Origin of the sequence: Sapientia aquatica, assembly GCF_004358105.1 — a bacterium.
GTDB classification, from domain to species: Bacteria; Pseudomonadota; Gammaproteobacteria; order Burkholderiales; family Burkholderiaceae_D; genus Solimicrobium; species Solimicrobium aquaticum.
Genome location: NZ_SMYL01000008.1, coordinates 60,082 through 81,191, shown reverse-complemented (window position 1 = coordinate 81,191; position 21,110 = coordinate 60,082). Strand labels below are relative to the sequence as shown.

At 51.0% G+C, this 21,110-nt stretch carries 7 protein-coding genes; 6 read left to right on the top strand and 1 reads right to left on the bottom strand.

Going from position 1 to position 21,110, the window contains the following annotated elements:
- The first annotated feature begins 142 nt into the window (after window positions 1-142).
- From E2I14_RS14325 to E2I14_RS14300, 6 genes are all read left to right on the top strand, one after another.
- Window positions 143-15,232 (top strand): ESPR-type extended signal peptide-containing protein, encoded by a 15,090-nt coding sequence (locus E2I14_RS14325; protein ID WP_227544746.1) that lies wholly within the window; start codon window positions 143-145, stop codon window positions 15,230-15,232.
- 130 nt (window positions 15,233-15,362) lie between these two features.
- Entirely contained in the window at window positions 15,363-17,237 is a 1,875-nt protein-coding gene (locus E2I14_RS14320) for a peptide transporter (RefSeq protein WP_165967844.1), read from the top strand.
- Window positions 17,238-17,256: 19 nt separating this feature from the next.
- On the top strand, window positions 17,257-18,192 hold the full coding sequence (locus tag E2I14_RS14315; RefSeq protein ID WP_133329713.1) for an NAD-dependent epimerase/dehydratase family protein: 936 nt from the start codon (window positions 17,257-17,259) through the stop codon (window positions 18,190-18,192).
- Window positions 18,189-19,061 carry a DUF5672 family protein gene (locus E2I14_RS14310; protein WP_133329711.1) on the top strand — a complete coding sequence of 291 codons (873 nt, stop codon included), beginning with the start codon at window positions 18,189-18,191 and terminating at the stop codon, window positions 19,059-19,061. Before E2I14_RS14315 ends, E2I14_RS14310 begins: the two co-directional genes overlap by 4 nt.
- 20 nt (window positions 19,062-19,081) lie before the next feature.
- On the top strand, window positions 19,082-19,780 hold the full coding sequence (locus E2I14_RS14305; protein WP_133329709.1) for a glycosyltransferase: 699 nt from the start codon (window positions 19,082-19,084) through the stop codon (window positions 19,778-19,780).
- Window positions 19,781-19,862: 82 nt separating this feature from the next.
- Entirely contained in the window at window positions 19,863-20,252 is a 390-nt protein-coding gene (locus tag E2I14_RS14300) for a hypothetical protein (RefSeq protein ID WP_133329707.1), read from the top strand.
- 48 nt (window positions 20,253-20,300) lie between these two features.
- Here E2I14_RS14300 and E2I14_RS14295 read toward each other — a convergent pair whose 3' ends face one another.
- Window positions 20,301-21,107, bottom strand: coding sequence for a DUF6671 family protein (locus tag E2I14_RS14295; RefSeq protein WP_133329706.1), 807 nt, complete (start codon window positions 21,105-21,107; stop codon window positions 20,301-20,303).
- Window positions 21,108-21,110 lie beyond the last annotated feature (3 nt).

The window sequence follows — 21,110 nt, the reverse complement described above, 5'->3', positions numbered from 1 at the left end:
GGACCTGTCATGCATTAGATGATTTGACATGGCTAACTGATTTTCCGTCCACGCTGATTTTTGCAAGGGCTTAGACCATTTTCACGAACTAGCTCAGCAGTATCGGCCGATATAAAGATCTTCTATTTTGAAGTAGAACATTATGAACTCGAATTTACCTCGCCTTATTTTTAGTAAACGACTTGGAATGTTAGTAGCTGTTGCTGAGACCGTGATGTCTCAAGGCAAAGGCAGCGGCGCTAGTGGGGCAGGAGGTGCCAGCGGTGCGTCGGATGCACTTGGTCAAGGAAGTGCGGGCTTGTCGGCGGCGTCCGAAGCGTTAGCCAGTGTCGGCAATAACGACCCCGGTAAGCAAAGCGCAGCCGTTGCGCTACGAAGTTTTTGCGTTGCGCTGACCTTGGCCTTTGCGACCCAAGATATTGCCAACGCGGGGCAACCGGTTTCAGTATTGCCCAGCGGTGCAACCGTCGCTGCAGGCAGCGCCACCATTAGCACACCGACGACCAATAGCATGATCATCAATCAAAGTTCGCAAAACGCGATTTTGAATTGGCAATCGTTTGGAATCGGCGCAGGTGCGAGCGTGCAGTTTGTGCAACCGAACGCTAATGCAGCAACGTTGAATCGGGTTCTCGGTTCCAGCGCTACGGTGATCGACGGTAGTTTGAGTGCCAATGGGCGCGTGTTGATTGTGAATCCCAACGGCGTGGTATTTGGACGCGGCTCGTATGTGGATGTGGGCGGCTTATTAGCCACCACAAAATCGATTAGCGATACCAATTTCTTGGCCGGAAATTACCAATTTATCGGTAGCGGCACGACAGGCCGCGTACTCAATTACGGCAATATCAAAGCCGATAATGGCTATGTGGTTCTGTTGTCTGACAGCGTCGCTAATGCGGGAACAATTCAAGCCAACGGCGGGCGGGTGATTCTGGGTGCGGGCGACTCCGCTACCTTGGCGTTATCCAATGGGCAGGTCGTTAATATCGTCATTGATAAGCCTAGTGCTAAAGCGTTGGTGGACAATTCTGGCACGATTAAAGCGGACGGCGGCGTGGCATTGCTGAGCGCGCGCGGCAACAGCGATGTGCTCGATTCGGTGCTCAATGTTTCTGGCCTTGTTTCGGCTAAAGGTGGCGTAGTTAATATCGACGGCGGCATTAATGGCGCGGTGATGTTAGCCAATGCCAGCGTCGATGTTTCGGGTACGACTGGGATTGGCGGTAATGCGATTGTGCAGGGTCAATACATCGGCATCGTCAACGGCACCAATATCAACGCCAGCGGGGCAAGTGGCGGCGGGCATGTGGTGGTCGGCGGCGACACCTTGGGAGTTCTGCCTAAACAAAATATTAGCTATGCCCAAGCAGTTGTCGTTGATTCCAGCAGTAGCTTTAACGCGGCTGCCTTGGTCAGCGGCAATGGCGGGACAGTCGAAACGTCTGGGCATACGTTGACCATGCAAGGCGCGGTGAATGCGCCAAGCGCCAATGGTGGCAAGGCTGGTTTGTGGATGATTGATCCAACCAATATGACCATTGATAGCACGACTATTTTGGTCAATGCCACGCAGACCGGCGGTCTGTTTAACAGCCAAGGTAGTAGCGGACGGGTTCCTAATACGTCAATCCAAACGACGCTCAATAGCGGCACAGACGTCACCGTAACGACGGCTAGTCCCGGTACGGATACCGGTAATTTGAATGTCAACGCGTCGATTTATAAGACCACAGGAACTAGCGCAACATTGATGTTGTTTGCGGATGCGGCGATAACTATTCAACCTAACGTCAATATCAGTTCTAAGTCGGGGGCATTAAATTTGACGGCAACGGCCTACAACGGAACCATTACCGTTGGTGGTGGTAACAATATTAGTTTGAATGGCGGTAATGTTAATTTAATCGGCAGCGGCGTCGGTGGGGCGAGCGGAATTGTTTTTGCAGGATCGAATACCACCATTAACGCTGGCTTTATCAATTTGACGGGCAGCTCCGACACCGGCAGTGGTGTGAGCTTTGCCAGCGCGTCTGGCCAAAATCTGAATATCTCTTCCCTCAACGATATTAACGTGATCGGTAACGCCAGCAGTGGTGGTATCGGGATAAGCGCACCGAGCGGTTCGACCAACTTATCGGCCGCCGGTAACGTGACTTGGACAGCAATTGCTAATTACAGCACTGGGGTATCGGTCAACAGTAACGCGCTCAATATTACGGCGACCGGCGGTAACGTCACTATCTCCGGCAACGGCACGGTTGCGGGGTTGTATATTAATCCGCTGCTGACCAATCTTAGCGCGGGACAGAATATCAACATCGCTGGAAATGGCAATGGTTCCAATACCAATGGCGTCTACATTGGTTATAACTTCAATTCGACCGCTGGTGGGGTAACCAATCTGCAAGGTACTGGAACAGGCAGTGGCTATGGCGTTCAATTGGCGGGACAAACTAGCACTAATATTTTGGGCGCCGGCAATATCACCATTGTTGGTGTTAGTCCTGCCAACAGCAATGCGCTGTGTATTACTGGCAGTGGCGTCAACATCGCTTCCAGCTCAGGCAATGTGACCCTCACCGGTAATGCCACGGCAGCGAGTGGAATTTATACCAATGCGCTCGCCTTGAACGTGAGCGCCGGCAAAAATATTAATGTATCGGGCAATTCAAGCAGCAACGCTAATCAAGGTATTTCGTTCGATGGCGGGGCTACTGCGTTTTTGGCTAATAATAATGTGGTGATTTACGGGACCGGATTGGATGGAATTAAAGATACCGGTAGCTTCCTCAACATCACGGGCGGTTCAGTCAATGTCCTTGGAAATGGCACCTTAGGACGTGGGATTTATTTGAGCGGACCAAGTTTGGTTATGAATGGAACCACTGGCGATGTCGTGGTCACTGGTTACTCCACGGCGTCACCCGGCATCGACTTAAACGGCGCCAGTAATGCGATCGCAGCGGCTAACAACATCGTTGTGACCGGTTCTGGTACCAGCGGGATTAATGTTGTCAATAGCTTGGCGAGTTCGGCTGCCAACAACATTACCATCACCGGCGTGGCAACGACGGGTAATGCTATTTATGTTGGTGGATCGAGTAACTTCACGACAATCGGCAATGTGACCTTAAGCGCGACCACCGCAAGTGGTGCTTATGGGGTTGAATTGCTGGGCGCCAAATCTGTATTGAACGCCACCCGCGGAAATGTCAGTGTGGTAGGTAACGGCACGACCAACGGCGTTTTGATTAATCCAAGCAATGCCTATATCAATGCTGGCAACAATATTTCAGTCCTCGGAACTGGCATAGGTAGCGCAGCCAACGGGGTTTTGATCGGCAATCTGCAATCAAATTCTGGCGTCATGACTACTTTGCAGGGCTCGGCCAATGGTTATGGATTGGAACTTGTCGGGCCAACTTATACCGGCATTGCCAGCGCAGGAAATATTGCAATCAGCGGCGGCAGTTTTGGCAATAGCAACGGTTTGTGCATCACCGGTGGCGTGTTTAATCTTAGCTCGACAACTGGCAATGTAAGCCTGCAAGGAACCGCCGCCATCGCTACTGGATTATGCGTAACCGGTAATGCGCTCAATATTACCGCTACCGCCGGCAACATTAGTATTTCAGGTGTCGGCGCCGGCAGCGGCGGATTTATTAATCCGTACTACATTAGTTTCAACACCGGGCAAAACGTCAACGTACTCGGCGTGGCAACCGGTACAAATGGTAATGGCTTATACATGGGCTATAACCTTTCATCCAATGCCGCTGGTAGTACGACATTTCAAGGCAATGGAACAGGCAACGGCTATGGGCTGCAAATGCCTGGTCAAACCAGCAGCGTCATTTCGGGTATCGGCGATATTACGATTGCGGGCGTGGCACCCGGTTCGAGCAATGCTGTGTGCATCACGGGTAATTCGGTGGTGATTAATTCAACCAAAGGTAATGTCACCATCACTGGAAATTCAAGCTCTGGTAATGGGATTAGTACCAATGCTGTGCTACTTAATATCAGTGCCGCACAAAACATCAATTTAAGCGCTAACTCCAGTACCAATACCGTGCAAGGTTTGGTTTTCGCCGGTGGCGTCAGTGCGCTCGCGGCGACCAACAATGTGACCTTATATGGAACAGGTATTGATGGTATCAAAGCGACTGGAAGCAACCTAAATATCTCGGGTAATAACATTACAGTCATTGGTAATGGGACCTCTGGGCGCGGTATTTTTGCGAGTACTTCCAATTTAAATTTAAGCAGCTCTGGCGGTGATATCGTCCTGCTAGGTAATGCCACAGAGGCAGGCGGTATCGATTTATACGGTGCTAATAACACCATCAGTGCCGCAGGCAATACAACGATTAATGCTTCTGGTGTGAGTGGATTTACGGTCACGAATAATCTAACTGCATCGGATGGCAATAACCTATTTATTGGTGGCTTGGCGTCGACTGGATTTGGCATAAATGCCGATGGACAAACTAGTGTCGTCGCTGGCGGAAATGTATCTTGGGTTGCTAACTCAGGAACAGATTCCATCGGCGTAAATCTTCAAGGTAAATTTGCCAACATCACGGCCACCAATGGCGATGTGAGCATTACTGGTACTGGATTATCGACTGCTATCTATATCAATCCGGGCAATACCAGTCTGAATGCCGGTAACAATATTACTGTGGCGGGATTAGCAAGCGGTGGCAATGGAAATGGACTGTATCTCGGTAATCTGGGATCCAATGCGGGCAATGCGACCAGGCTTCAAGGAATTGGTATTGGTAGTGGCTACGGTGTGCAAATGGCGGGACAGCAAAATAGCACGATTACTGGCACCAATGATGTCCGTGTGGTTGGTCTTAGCAGTGGTGGCGGTAGCGGCAATGGACTAAACGTTACCGGCAGTGCGATCTTCACTTACCCGAACGGTACTTCGATTACCGTGCAGGCGGGCGGGGTCAATGTTAGTTCGACAAAAGGCAATGTGACCATTACCGGTAGTTCTAATTCGGCTAACGGTATTTATACCAATGTAGCCTTGTTCAATATCTCGGCTGGACAAAATAGTTGCGTCTCCGGTACGTCGCTCAACAATGGTGTGCAAGGAGTGCTATTTGATACCAACGCGACTCTGATCGCAGCGGGCAATAATGCACAGTTCAATGGTTCTGGACAGAACGGTATCAAGACCACAGGCACCTATCTCAATATTTCTGGCAACAATATTACGGTGGTGGGCAATGGCACGAGTGAACGAGGGATTTTTTTAACCCCGACCAATCTGAGTTTGACCAGCTTGGGCGGTGATGTGACCGTGATCGGCAATGCTACTGGCGCATCAGGGATTGATCTGTTCGGACGGTATAACACTATCTCGGGCGCTAACAACGTAACGCTCAACGCCTCCGGTTTGAATGGTTTGGTTGTGACCAATAATCTGAGCATCTCGGCTAATAACAACGTAGCTCTTACTACCCAAGGCAGTTTCGGAAACGGGACTTTTGTGGGCTACACATTCAATGTATCGACTGCTGGAAATATATCGTTGAACGCCAGCGCGGTTAGTGGTGGATACGGTTTAAATTTGATTGGGAACGATGTTAATTTTATTGCCAACAAAGGCGATATCAATGTCGCAGGAAGTGGGACGATTACAGGCGCATACTTCAATCCATTAGCGACCTTATTTAGCGCCGGTAATAACGTTAGCGTGATGGGTCGAGGGGCGGGGGCCAGCAGTAACGGCTTGTACATCGGTTATAACATTAGTTCGTTTGCGATTGGAACCACGACGTTGCAAGGTATCGGCACCGGTAATGGTTATGGTTTTACATTAGCGCAAAATGGAAATGCCAATATTCTTAGCGTTGGCGATGTTGCGTTGATTGGAACGGGGTACGGTAATAGCAATGGGCTGTGCATTACTGGGCCGACGATCAGTATTTCATCGACCCAGGGCAACGTCGTATTGACCGGGAATTCTTCCACGGCCAACGGAATTTATACCAATGCTGCTGTACTCGATGTGAGCGCGGGTCAAAATTTGAGTTTGGCCGGTAATACCAGCTCCAATTCATCGCAAGGCGTTCTATTTGATAACCCTGCTACGGTGATCCTTGCAATTAATAACGTATCGCTATTTGGCAGTGGTATCGATGGAATTAAAGCCACTGGGTCTTATTTAAATATCTCAGGCAATAATGTCACCGTAGTTGGTAATGGTACCAATGGCCGCGGTATTTTCTTAAATGGACCTAGCCTAAACATCAGCAGCGATGGTGGCGATGTTGTCGTCATCGGCAATGCCACCGGCTCGTCTGGCATCGATCTATACGGGGCCTATAACAACATTACCGGAGCCATCAATGTCACGCTAAATGGCTCAGGTATCAATGGTGTGTATGCGACCAATAATGTGGTCGTTTCCAACAGCAACAATATGGCCGTTAATGGCGCGGGTTCGACTAGCTATGGTATCTACATTGGTGGAACAATCAATGTTTCGTCAGCAGGCAACGCGACGTTAAATGGCAGTACGGTCAGCGGCGGTGACGGTATTGATTTTATTGGTAGCACCGTCAATATCTCGGCGACCGCTGGAAATGTGAGTTTGTTTGGTAACGGTACCTCGACTGCTGTGTCGATGAATTCGGTCGTGACCATTTTGGATGCTGGCACCAATATTAGTGCGGTGGGTATCGGTATCGGTAATAAAACCAATGCCAATGGTCTCTATATTGGCTATAACTTAAGTTCGGCTGCTGGCGGCACCACCGTGTTAGCAGGCAATGGAACCGGCAATGGATTTGGCTTTGATTTGGCAGAGCATGCCAGTACCAATATTCTCGGCATAGGCGATATTGTTATTGGCGGTGTTGGCCTTGGTGGCGCTAATGGCTTATGTATTACCGGTGGAACCGTCAATATTGAATCCACAGTCGGTAATATCACGTTGTCCGGTAACTCGTCGTCAGGTGTGGGATTTTATTCGAATGTCGCCTTACTCAATATCTCGGCTGGGCAGAATTTAAATGTCTCGGGCAACAGCACCATTAACGGTGCGCAAGGCGTCTTGTTTGATGGCGCCACCACGTTACTAACTGCAAGCAATAATGCGTCGCTGTTTGGCACTGGTTTAGATGGTATTAAAGCGACCGGCGACTATCTCAATATTTCGGCCAACAATGTGAGCGTGGTGGGTAACGGAACGAGTGGACGTGGTGTGTATTTAACGACCCCGCTGATTTGCGTCACCATTCCTGGTCAACCTTCCGCTGCACCAAGTTTGAATATTACCAGCACTGGTGGCGACGTACTCGTGGTGGGTAATACTACTGGCTCGACTGGTGTAGATCTGTACGGTACCTTTAACAATATAACGGGTGCAACCAATATTACGATCAATGCCAGTGGCACCAGTGGCGTCAGTGCGCAAGATAATTTGATTCTGGCTGGCGGGAACAATGTCGCCATTAGTGGGGCTGGCACGAGCGGTAATGGGACCTTCGTTGGTGGCAAATTCAATGTGGCCACCGCGGGTAATGTGACGGTGGCTGGAACTACCGTTAGTGCTGGTTTCGGCGTGAATTTAAGTGGTGGTTCGGTCAATATTTCTGCCGCCAACGGTGCGATTAGTGTTACGGGTAACGGAACCAACACCGGCGTCTATCTTAATCCGCTTGCCACCATGTTGAATGCGGGAGCCGATATTACGGTGATCGGTAATGGCACTGGTGCGAACGGTAATGGTCTCTATATTGGTTACCAATTGAGCTCCAATGGCGCTGGCAATACCAGTCTATCTGGGCGCGGGGTTGGTAATGGCTACGGCTTTGTCTTGGCAGAACAGTCGAGTGCCAACATTCTTGGTGGCGGGAATATTTCCATGGTTGGTGTGGGTGTTGGTAGCGCCAACGGATTATGCATTACCGGGGCTGCGATCAATATTACGTCTGCTCAGGGTAGCGTAAGACTGCGCGGTAATTCGTCTGGCGGTGATGGAATTTATACCAATGTTCCATTGCTCAATATTAGTGCTGGACAAGACATCCGAGTTTTAGGTAATTCCAGTACCAGTGCGGCACAAGGGGTATATTTTGATGCGGGCTCGACAGTGTTGTCCGCGTTCAATAATGCCACCGTCAACGGTAGCGGGATAGATGGGATTAAGGCCAATAACGGGGCTTATCTTAATATTTCTGGTAACAACGTGACCTTGATCGGTAATGGAACTAGCGGACGCGGTATTTATTTAAGTGCGCCTCAACCGTGCATCACGTTACCATTACAAACCTTGATCGCGCCGAGCTTAAATATCACCAGCACGGGCGGAAATGTCACGATACAGGGCACTACAACGGGCTCAACCGGTATCGATTTGTACGGAACGTATAACAACATCGCTGGCGCGGGAAATGTCAACATCAGTGCGTCGGGTTATACCGGCTTTAACGCGGTCAATAACCTCAACATTGCTGCGGCCAATGGTATTGGGATTAATGCCACTGGATCCAATTATTACGGCACTTTTGTGGGCGGTAATCTTAATTTGACCAGTGGTGGCAACGTAACAATCTCTGGAATTAATAGCGCAAATAATATTAAAGGCGTTTGCTTAACCGGTAACACGGAAATAATTAATGCGCCCAACAATATTAGCTTGTTCGGCACCGGTCAGGCTGGCGTTGAATTCAGCAATGTAACGATGGCTGGCGGTAACGTTTCGATTAACGGAACTGGGACTAGTGATATCGGTATTTGGAGTTCTGGCCCGATTACGATTTCAGCCAGTAATATTTCTTTATTGGGCAACAGCAGCAGCTATTACGGTATTTGGATTTATGGCTTGGCCCAGTTAAATTCGGCCAACAATATTGCGATTGCTGGTGGCGGCGCAACTGGGGTCAATATTACTAACGCATTTACCGCGCTATCGACTGGCAATTTCTCGCTAACCGGAAACGGAAGTGCTTCTGGGGTCAATATTTCCAACGTGGTCAACATTACTACCCTGGGCGGTAATGTCTCGATTATTGGTAATTCCGGCAATCAAAACGGCATCACCTTGCTCAATCCGTTGACCATTAAAACCAGCGGCGGTAATGCCTATTTGAGCGGTAATGCGGTCAATGCCAGCACCAATGCCAATGGTTTGAATCCAGTCGGTAATATCAGTATTAATACAGCCAGTACCAAGGGCGTCGGTGGCAACGTGACCATTGCAGGTAGTTCCAATGGTTCTGGCTTTGGGGTGTACTACAACACCTACTTACCTAATATCACCACCGGTGGCGGTGCCTATGTCATCAACGGAACATCGATTACGAATTTTGGTACCTATTTGAACGTGGTGCCGAATTTCTCGCAAGGTAATAACATTTCCTTGATCGGTAGTTCTGACATCGGTGTTGGCCTGCATTTAAATCGCGATATGAATAATATTTCAGTCAATGGCAGCCTGGCCTTGATTGGATCGTCGCGCGTGCAAGTCGGCTACACCATGTCGGGGGGCATGAATCTAACGGCTTCGAACGGCACCTTATTAATTGAAGGTATTTCGCAAAATAGTTCGGGCGTGTTGATTACTTCTGGCTCGAACGTCAACGTATCCGGCAACGTGACGATTCTCGGTATTTCGGGTAATGGAACTGGCGTGCTCACGGCCTATACCAACTTGACCAATGCGCGCAACGGCGTGATGAATGTCATCGGCAATTCAACCACCAGCGTTGGCCTGCAATTGAGTAATACCAATGCGACCAATGCGCAAAATGGGACGTTAAATTTATTAGGCAATACGATCAACGGCACTGCTGGTTCATCGCTAATCAACGGCACCTTAATTCGTAACAACCAATCCGGCGGTAATTTTTCGATTGGTGGCGGCGCGAGCACCGGTAATAGCAACGGCACGGTTATCGCTAATTCAACCTTTAACAATAATGGCACCTTAGCACTCAATGGAAGCGCCGTTGGCGGAGATGGGTTACAGCTCGCGGGCGGAAATACCATCGCCGCCAATTCGGTGAACGCACAAGCGACGTCCGGTAATGCGATTGATTTTGCCGCTGGAAATAATACCCTGTCTGCACCAAGCATCAACGGCACTAGCAATGGCAGCGGCAGCGGCGTGTTGTTTTCTGGCGGGAACAATACGGTCACCAGCCAGATTGTCGGTGTGTCCGATTCCGGTAGTGGCGTGGTGTTTAATTCCAATGGCGCCAGTAGCCAAAATATCGTCGGCAATGTCAGCGGCTCCAGCAATAACGTCTCGGGTGCGGGAAGTGGCGTGCAATTTTCAGCCAGTAACTCGCCTTCGATCAGCGGAACGATTACCGGTAATAGTTCAGGCGCAGGCAGCGGCGTGAGCTTTGCCAGCGGAAACACCACCATCAATGCGTTTAATAATCTCACCGGTAACTCCAACGCGGGTAGCGGCGTGGGCTTCGTCGGGGGCGCGGTTAATCTGACTAATGGCGTCACGGTGACGGGTAATTCTCAATCTGGCGTCGGTATCAATGTGTCCAACGCGGGCAGCAATTTGACCTACACTGGCGGCTTAAACTTAAACGGCTCAGTGCAAACTGCCAGCTTGAATGGCGCAGCGATTAGTGTCTTGAGTAATCTCAGTTCTAGTGACAATTCCAACCTCAACATTAACGGCGGTAACACCACTCCTAGCGGCGCCAACGTCATTAATATTCAAGGCAATATCAGCGTCGGCACCGCGAACGCCACCATTTGGAGTGCGGGTGCACAAGTGAATCAAAGCGGCGGCACGATTCTGGCTAACACCGCCAATTTCGCAGGCTCAGGCGACGTCGTGCTGGGTAATATTGTGGCCAAGAATTTACCCGTGGCGAGCACCGGCAACATAACAATCGCCAATACGATCACCGTGCCAAACAACTTAGCACTATCTGGCGCTAACATCACACAAGCGCCAAACGCGACCATTAACGCAGCCAACGTCTCGCTAGCAGCAACCAATGCCATCAACCTCTATGGCAACACCACTGCCAGCAGCAACCTGTCACTCAACGCACCAACCCTGTACAACGCGGGCAATGTCTCAGCAGGCACAGTAAATCTTAACGGCGCAACCTTGGCCAGCAGCGGCAATGTCACCGGCAATGTGCAGGGCACCGTCACACCCGTCGCACCAATTCCATTCCCGAATGCGACAGCGAATGGCACCAATGGCGGAAACACGTCTGGAAATGGCACAAACGGTAGCAATGCCTCCGGCAATGGCACTAGCGGTGGAAATACTTCGGGTAACGGAACGAGCGGCGGGAATACAACGGGCGGTAATACCACCGGGAATGGAACGGATAACGGCAATACATCCGGCAATGGCACCAGCGGCGGAACTAACTCGGGTAACGGAACGAGCGGTGGAAACACATCCGGCAATGGAACAAGTGGCGGAAATACATCTGCTAACGGCACGAGCGGCGGGAATACAACGGGCAGTAATACCACCGGGAATGGAACGGATAACGGCAATACATCCGGCAATGGCACTAACGGTAGCAACTCATCCGGCAACGGCACCAGCGGCGGAAACACCTCCGGTAACGTAACTGGAAATGGGACGAACGGCAGTAATTCAACTGGCAACGGTACCAACGGCAGTAACGCTTCTGGCAACGGAACCAGCGGCGGAAACACATCCGGTAACGGAACCAGCGGCGGAAACACATCCGGCAATGGAACGAGCGGCGGCAACGGTACCAACGGCAGCAACGCTTCTGGCAACGGAACTAGCAGCGGAAATACCTCGGGTAATGGAACAAGCGGTGGAAGCACTTCTGGGAATGGCACAAACGGCAGCAACGCATCCGCCAACGGAACCAGCAGTGGAAACACATCCAGCAATGGCACCAGTGGCGGAAACACTTCCGGTAACGGTACGAACGGCAGTAACTCATCCGGCAACGGCACCAGCGGCGGAAATACCTCGAGCAACGGAACGAACGATGGCAACACGTCCAGTAACGGTACGAACGGCAGTAACTCATCCGGCAACGGCACCAGCGGCGGAAATACTTCGAGCAACGGAACGAACGGTGGCAACACGTCCAGTAATGGCACGAACGGTAGCAACTCGTCCAGCAACGGGACCAGTGGAGGTAATACCTCGGGCAATGGAACGAACGGAGGCAACACAAGCGCTAATGGTACAAATGGAGGAAATACTTCGGGCAACGGAACGAACGGTAGCAATACCTCCGGCAATGGTACAAGTGGTGGAAACACTTCCGGGAATGGAACAAGTGGCGGAAATACATCTGCTAATGGCACCAGCGGTGGGAATACAACGGGCGGTAATACCACTGGGAATGGAACGGATAACGGTAATACATCCGGCAACAGCACCAGCGGCGGAACTAACTCGAGCAACGGAACGAGCGGTGGAACCCCGTCCAACAACGGGACCAGTGGCGGAAACACTTCTGGAAATGGCACGAACGGTAGTAACGCCTCCGGCAACGGAACGAACGGTGGAAATACATCGAGCAACGGAACCAATGGCGGCAACACGTCCAGTAATGGTTCGAACGGTAGTAACTCGTCCAGCAACGGGACCAGTGGCGGAAATACCTCGGGTAATGGAACAAGCGGAGGAAATACTTCTGGTAACGGAACAAGCGGTGGCGGCAACTCAACTGGCAACAGCACCAATGGCGGAAACACTTCCAGTAATGGTACGAACGGTAGTAACTCATCCGCTAACGGCACCAGCAGCGGAAACACTTCCGGTAATGGCACAGGCAGTGGAAACACCTCGAGCAACGGAACGAGCGGTGGAAACTCCTCCAGCAACGGGACCAGTGGAGGGAATATCTCGGGTAATGGAACAAGTAGTGGCAACTCATCCGGCGGTGGAAATAGCTCGGGCAACGGAACCAGCGGCGGAAACACTTCTGGAAATGGCACGAACGGTAGTAACGCCTCCGGCAATGGAACGAGCGGTGGAAATACCTCGAGTAATGGAACAAGCGGAGGAAACACGTCCGGCAATGGCACAAGTGGGGGAAATATTTCTGGTAACGGAACCAGTGGTAGCAACACATCCAGTAATGGCACAAACGGTAGTAACGCGTCTGGCGGCGGCAATACCTCAAGTAATGGCACGAACGGTAGCAACGCAACCGGCAACGGAACAAGTGGTGGTAACACGTCCGGAAACGGAACTAGCGGCGGAAACACATCGAGTAACGGAACTAGCGGCGGAAACACTTCCGGTAATGGCACTAATGGTAGCAACGCTTCAGGCAACGGCACCAGCGGTGGAAATACCTCGAGTAATGGAACAAGCGGAGGAAATACGTCCGGTAATGGCACAAGTGGGGGAAATACTTCTGGTAGCGGAGCAAGCGGTGGCGGCAACTCAACTGGCAACAGCACCAGTGGCGGAAACACTTCCGGTAATGGTACGAACGGTAGTAACTCATCCGGTAACGGCACCAGCAGCGGAAACACGTCCGGCAATGGCACAAGTGGAGGAAATACTTCTGGTAACGGAACCAGTGGTGGCAACACGTCCAGTAATGGCACGAACGGTAGCAACGCAACCGGCAACGGAACGAACGGTGGAAACACTTCTGGAAATGGAACTGGTGGCGGAAATACCTCGGGAAATGGAACGAGCGGTGGAAATACATCCAGCAACGGGACCAGTGGAGGGAATATCTCGGGTAATGGAACAAGTGGTGGCAACTCATCCGGTAACGCAACCGGCGGTGGAAATAGCTCGGGCAACGGAACCAGCGGCGGAAACACTTCCGGTAATGGCACGACTGGTAGCAACGCCTCCGGCAACGGAACGAGCGGTGGAAATACATCCAGCAACGGAACCAGTGGCGTAAATACCTCGGGTAATGGAACAAGTGGCGGTAACACGTCCGGAAACGGCACAAGCGGCGGAAATACTTCTGGAAACGGAGCTAACGGTAGTAACGCAACTGGCAACGGAACTAGCGGTGGAAACACTTCTGGAAATGGCACAAACAGTAGTAACGCATCCGGCAACGGAACCAGCAGCGGAAACACTTCCGGTAATGGCGCGAATGGTAGCAACGCTTCAGGCAACGGCACCAGCGGCGGAAACACCTCAAGCAACGGAACGAGCGGTGGAAATACATCCAGCAACGGATTCAGTGGCGGCAATACTTCCAGTAATGGCACGAACGGTAGCAACTCATCCAGCAACGGGACCAGTGGCGGGAATACCTCGGGTAATGGAGCAAGTGGTGGCAACGTAACCGGCGGTGGAAATACATCCAGCAACGGAACCAGTGGCGTAAATACCTCGGGTAATGGAACAAGTGGCGGTAACACGTCCGGAAACGGCACAAGCGGCGGAAATACTTCTGGAAACGGAGCTAACGGTAGTAACGCAACCGGCAACGGAACGAGCGGTGGAAATACCTCGAGTAATGGAACAAGCGCTGGCGGCAACTCAACTGGTAACGGGACCAGCGGCGGAAACACTTCCGGTAATGGCACGAATGGTAGCAATGCTTCAGGCAACGCATCCGGCGGTGGAAACACATCCAGCAATGGCAGCGGCGGAGCAAACACGTCCGGCAATGGCACAAGTGGGGGAAATACTTCTGGTAACGGAACAAGCGGTGGCGGCAACGCAACCGGCAACGGAACTAGCGGTACGAACACTTCTGGTAATGGCACAAACGGTAGTAACGCCTCCGGCAACGGAACGAACGGTGGAAATACATCCAGCAACGGAACCAGCGGCGGCAACACGTCCAGTAATGGCACGAACGGTAGCAACTCGTCCAGCAACGGGACCAGCGGCGGCAATACAAGCGCTAACGGCACAAATGGGGGGAATACTTCCGGTAACGGAACAAGCGGTGGCGGCAACGCAACTGGCAACGGCACCGGTGGCGGTAACACCACCGGCGGCAACACCACCAACAGCACTATCGCCCAAGCCGAAGCTCATGGTTATGCGCCGGATGTTGCTCAGGAGGTGACTGAATTGATGACTGCTAATCCATCAGTCGCAGCAGTTGTTGTCTCCGAATCGGAGGCCACTCAGCTTCCGGTTGATACGACCAAACCGGTTCCGTTAGCGCAGCAATTGTTAATGGATAACCCGACCAATAAGTTAGAACCGTTTATTTGCAGCGGTGGCAGTCTGATCAAATTGCCGCAAGGTGAGATCAGGGTCGACGATGCTTGCAAAGCTAAGTGATGGGTCTCACTACGCTACGCAGATTGCGCCGCATTAGAACGGCGCAATCTGCGCAAGCGACGCTCAATCGGCGCGCGGCGGGGTAGCGCTTATTTATCGCAAGTTACCGACATAGAACAGGAACCGGAATATGGAATTTAATCTAGAGCGTTTTGAGCACCTAGCTTATTCGCGCCAAAGTGAGTTGGCCGCGCGTGAGCTGTTCAATTTGTTACAAATATTGGACGGTAATTACGCCGTGCTCAATACGGAGTTCAAAGCTAGCGCGCTGATCGCTATGCAACTCACGCCCGACACGGTCGATTTACATGTCTTAACGCGCATTGCCGCTGCGGCTTCCACCTTATTTTCTGATCCTGAATTTGGCTTCTCCGATAATGGCTTTAGGATGATCATGCATTGGCATCGATGGCTATCGACAGTGTTTGCCGTTAGTCCATTTATTAATGCCGATCACGTTCTGCGCTCATTTAATCAAACAGGGCATGAGCTAACGACCTTGCAGTTATCGAATAAAAATTTCCCCAAATTCTGCGCGCTCTATTCACCCGAATCGGAGATCGATATCGACGTCGATGCGATTTGGAATGGCAACAAAAAGTTAGCCGCTAATTTATTTTTATCCCTCATGTCACCGCGCTTTGTCGGCAGCCCAGCCGCCTTTGGTAAGCGTGAAGCCTTACTACGTTGGTTGCCTGGGCGCCTAGAGGAAATCAGCGATGTCGATGATTTACCCGCCGGTATTTTGCACGATGTGTACATGCATTGCAGTTATTCGGGCTATCACGGTAAGCACAATATCAAGCGTTCCATCAACACCTTATTGCGTCGAAAAATTCAACACGACTGGAAAATACGCGACGTCAATACGCCATTGCGCGCCTCAGCAGCGGGCGAAAAGCCGGTGATGCTCGTCGTGGTGGAATGGTTTAGCGCCAACCACTCGGTGTATCGCGTTTTGTCCAAGGCAATACGCAAGATGCGCGACCAGTTCTACCTCATTGGCATGGGTGCGATGAACACAACCGACGATGCGGGGCGCGAGGTGTTTAATGAATTTATCGAATTGGATTTTAGTGGCGGCATTCAAAGCTTTCTAAAACAAGTCCACAACACAGCGCGCACCCGCGCAGCGCAAATCCTCTATATGCCCAGCGTTGGTATGTTCCAAACAACCATGTATCTGGCTAATTTGCGGGTTGCGCCAATCCAGATTACTACTCTAGGACATTCGGCCAGCACGTTTGCAGCGCAGATGGATTATTTTGCGATTGATGAAGATTTCGTCGGGGATGAAGCGTGTTTTTCCGAAAAGGTGTTGGCGCTACCCAATGATGCCTTTCCCTTCATTCCATCGGTAGGTGCACCTGAAGAATTAAACCAAGCGCCGCTGCGAGCAAATCCTGATATCGTGCAAATTGCGATGGCGGCGACGATCATGAAACTCAATCCGGAGTTTCTACAAACCTGCCGCATCATCGCTGATAACTCACCAACACCGATTCATTTTCAATTCTTTATTGGTCAAGCGCAGGGTTTGATGTGGCCGCAAGTTGAGCATGTTGTCAGACGCTATTTGGGCGACTTTGCCACTGTTAATCAACATCAAAATTACGCCACGTATCTGGAGCGTTTAGCGCAATGCGATTTGTATATTAATCCTTTCCCATTCGGGAATATGAACGGGATTGTTGACATGGTTTCGGTCGGTCTCATCGGCATCTGCAAATCGGGACGCGAGCCGCATGAGCATATCGATGAAGGTTTATTTACCCGCCTCAATATGCCTAGCTGGTTGGTCACACGCAGCAATGAAGAATACATTGCCGCCGCGCTGCGACTCATCAATAACCACCAAGAACGACTAGCAATTCGCACCGAATTTAATGCTCATCAAGCCTTGCAGCGTTTATTTACCGGTCGAGAAGAGCTGTTTGGTCTTGCGGTAGAACAGCTCTACCACGACCAATTAGCCAAAGCCGCATTGCACGTGGCAATCGCCTAACTAGCGGAGGGTAACGATTATGTTGTGTTGCGTTATCGGAGGCGCGGGTTTTATCGGACACCATCTATGTGAGAGCTTGAGCGCATCTGGTCGTGACGTGATCGCCGTTGGGCGCAAACCGATTTCTACTATGCCTTATCCACGCTTGAACTACCGCGCCATTGATGCCGCCGATATTGCTTCGCTTAGAAAAGTGTTGAGCGAATGCGATGAAGTGATCGATTTAGCCTATGCCACAGTGCCCAAGACCAGCTTCATTGATCCCATGTTTGACTTGCAATCCAACTTGCCGCGAGTAGTCGCGCTCATGGAAGAGCTTAGAAATTATGCTCAGTTGCGCCGCTTGGTCGTGGTCTCATCGGGTGGCACGGTTTATGGACATATGACGCATCTCCCGATCTCAGAAAACAGCGATACCGAACCGGTTTCGCCCTACGGCATTACCAAGCTCACGATAGAACGCTACGCGCTGATGTACTGCCGCTTGCACAGCTTGCCGGTGGTGATTGTGCGACCTGCTAACGCTTATGGCAAAGGGCAGCAACCGTTTGTTGGACAAGGCTTTATCGCTACCGCGATGGGCAATATTTTGCGACGAAAATCCGTCACGATTTATGGTGAGCAGGGAACGGTGCGTGATTATGTCCATGTGCGCGATGTCGCCAGCGGCATTTTAGCGGCCTTGCAATCGGGGCAAAATGGCGAGGTCTATAACATCGGCAGCGGCGTAGGTCGGTCAAATTTAGACATCATCGATTTGATTCGACCGCTGGCCAGCGATGCAGGATTTTCTATCCAAATCCAGCATGAGGCAGAACGCAAATTTGACGTGGCCGCCAATGTGCTCAACTTTGGTCGCTTGCTCAGTTGCTCAGGTTGGCTACCCAAAGTCAGCATGCAAGAGGGCTTGCAAGAAATGTGGCACGAGTCGTTAGCGTATGCGGAGCAGCGATGAGCGATTTCACCAAAATTACCGTGGTCAGCGTCACTGGCTTGCAATCATTAGCCGACGGGGCTTTATTGGCGATTGAACAAAGCATGCGCAGCTTGCCAGGTAGCCGGGGTTTGTTAATGAGCCCAGCGCGACCAACACATTTGCCCAGCGACATAATGCATATTGCGGTCAAGCCATTTGGTTATTTGGAATATTCACTATTTATGTTGTACGCGCTGGGTGAATTTATCCGCACCGAATTCGTCTTGGTCGTGCAAAACGACGGCTGGGTGCTCAACGGTAGTAATTGGCGAGACGAGTTTTTTGATTACGATTACCTCGGCGCACCAGTGCATTTAGCGCGCGTGACGCACGCCGGACAAAGTTCGTATCGCTATGGCTTCGAGTGGTTGCCTTATTTAAATAATCCCGAATGTCGGGTTGAAAACATCTACAACGGCGGCTTTAGTTTGCGCAGCAAACGCTTGCTCGAAGCGCCACGTAAGCTCGGCCTGGAATTTAAAATCCCGGTTCCCGGCGTGTGCCCAGGCCCACCGTTTGCTTTGCATTGGCAGGGCGAGATGGTGTTGGAAGATGTCTGGTTGTGCCTCACCGTAAGGCGCGATTTAGAAGATTGCGGCTTACGTTTGCCCAATCTTGGTGTCGCGCGCGAGTTCTCGATTGAACATGCTATCCCCGCGTTTCATACGCCAGACATCATTTCCAACATATTCGGGCATCACAGCCGCCTGCGCAAAATACGCGACCTAACCTTAAAGCAAATTGATTATGGATTGCGACCTGAGCAAGTCGGGCTGGTGTATGGCGAACAGTGGATAGTCGATGAATTTAACAAAAACAATTACCAGATCAGTTGGGCCAATCCATAAAGTTTATTCAGGAGCCAAACATGGTAATCGACCTAATCAGTGCCACCCGTTATGCCGAGGTGGATTTCTGGCGCAAATCGGCGCTCGGGCAATCGCTGGCTCGCTTTGCCGATGATAGCCGCTTGGTCACCCACATCGCCTATGAAAACAGCCTAGGCTTGCCAACCATTTATAACCAACACATCGAACAGCGTGCTCAACAAGCGCAATCGGATATTTCGCTCTTCATCCATGACGATATTTGGTTGGACGATATTTTTTGGGTAGATCGTTTAATCGATGGACTTAAAAAATACGATGTCGTCGGTTTGGCGGGCAATAAAAGGCGGGTCAAAAATCAGCCCGCGTGGTGCTTTGTGCAGGATGCCAAAACCGGCCAAATTCGACGCGATCAAATCGAATTTTTATCCGGCTCTATCGCACACGGCATGGCGCCAAACGGCATTATCACGCGCTTGGGTGCGTCGGACGCGGAATGCGAATTGATCGATGGCTTATTCATCGCAGCGTCCAATCGGCGCTTGGCGGAAACAGAGCTGTACTTCGACCCGCGCTTTGCCTTTCATTTTTACGATCTGGATTTTTGCCGCGCTGCACGGAGGAAGAAGCTACGCATCGGCACCTGGCCGATTTCGGTTACGCATCAAAGCGAAGGCGGCTTTGGTTCTGATTCGTGGTATCAGAGTTATAAAACGTATTTGCAGAAGTGGGGCGATTAACTCCGGCAAAGACTAGCCCGGAAGCGCGCAGAACACCAGGTACCAATTGAGATTTTTTAAACTGAATTAGTGGGAACGTGTAATGGATTTAGATAGTGATTGGTTAAGTAATCTTGCAATGCTAGGCATGGTGATTCTGCTATTCATCACCTATTACCCTATTGCGAATTGGCTGCGGGTGCGACAAATTAAAGAAGATGCCAAAGAATGGAGCGAATGGCTGCAACGCAAAGAATCACGTGAACAGTATATAAAAAAGCATCCCAGCCCAGACCGCAATCGTCCGTCCTGCTACTTTTGCGCATCCAATAAACTCCGCCCAGAGATGCAAAAGCAAACAGCGTTGGAGGCGAGTTTCGGTGTATTGAATAATCGCGTGCACGACGAGGTTTGTTTTTATAGCTATTACTGCGCTGTCTGCGGTAACGAATTATTCCGCGAATGTCGCGGAGCGAATCAAGCAAGGCAATAGGCGCGCTGCTGCGTTAGGACGGCCACTAAAAATGCATCGAGCGCTTCATTAAGGATTGCAAAAATCACAGCGGTTGGCGGGCGCAAAGCTATTTAGAAGGCGCTCTTCTTTATGCCCGCAGGCCGAGCAAGATAACAATTCAGCGCGCGGGTAGCGGGTTTCAGCGCCACAGGATTCACAAATAGCGCCGGGGATTTGGGCGCTGGCGACAAAGCCACGTTGGGTACACATCGGGCATAAACATTTTAAATTGTGGGCTAATTTCAACGCGCATTTTCCTATCATGCGCATGCGGGTCGGATTGCGGTGCGCGCGCATATCGGTTTCCAACCAAACCGGTGCCACCGCCAGCAAGGGTTGCAGAATCTCCAAAGCCATCTCAAGGGTTTGGACATCTTTGTTGAAATAACTGTCGTTGTTGGTGCCGATAATGATGCCGTGTTCGGGGAATTTTACTTGCGCCAGAAACTGTTTAGCCTCGTCGATGCTGCTTACTGACTTTTGGCTGTAGTTGGTTTCTGGTCCCTGAATCATGGCATACACCGCATGTTCGGTTTGCGCATCCCACCAAGCTAAGACTTCAATATTCCAAGGCGTCATGCCGATAAATGGATCGGGGCCAAAACTGCCTTCGCTGCCCAATCCATAGCGCGTATTGCCCAATTGCGCGCCGAGTTGGGCTTTTTGTAGTGCGGTATTTAATTGGCTTTTAGTGCGTTGCTGCTCGCCGGTAAAGGTGCCGAGTTGGTCGGTATCGAACGCGTCGATGGTTGTTAGCGTAAATCCGCTTTCGGCCAATGCTGTCTCAAGCACAGCCGCTTTATGGTGTTTAGTTAGAAGTGTAATGTTGTCCATTGC

Bases quoted from the DNA above. Each gene is read 5' to 3' on its own strand.
- E2I14_RS14300 (WP_133329707.1), top strand. From the start codon at position 19,863: ATGGATTTAGATAGTGATTGGTTAAGTAATCTTGCAATGCTAGGCATG.
- E2I14_RS14320 (WP_165967844.1), top strand. From the start codon at position 15,363: ATGGAATTTAATCTAGAGCGTTTTGAGCACCTAGCTTATTCGCGCCAA.
- E2I14_RS14315 (WP_133329713.1), top strand. From the start codon at position 17,257: ATGTTGTGTTGCGTTATCGGAGGCGCGGGTTTTATCGGACACCATCTA.
- E2I14_RS14310 (WP_133329711.1), top strand. From the start codon at position 18,189: ATGAGCGATTTCACCAAAATTACCGTGGTCAGCGTCACTGGCTTGCAA.
- E2I14_RS14305 (WP_133329709.1), top strand. From the start codon at position 19,082: ATGGTAATCGACCTAATCAGTGCCACCCGTTATGCCGAGGTGGATTTC.
- E2I14_RS14325 (WP_227544746.1), top strand. From the start codon at position 143: ATGAACTCGAATTTACCTCGCCTTATTTTTAGTAAACGACTTGGAATG.
- E2I14_RS14295 (WP_133329706.1), bottom strand. From the start codon at position 21,107: ATGGACAACATTACACTTCTAACTAAACACCATAAAGCGGCTGTGCTT.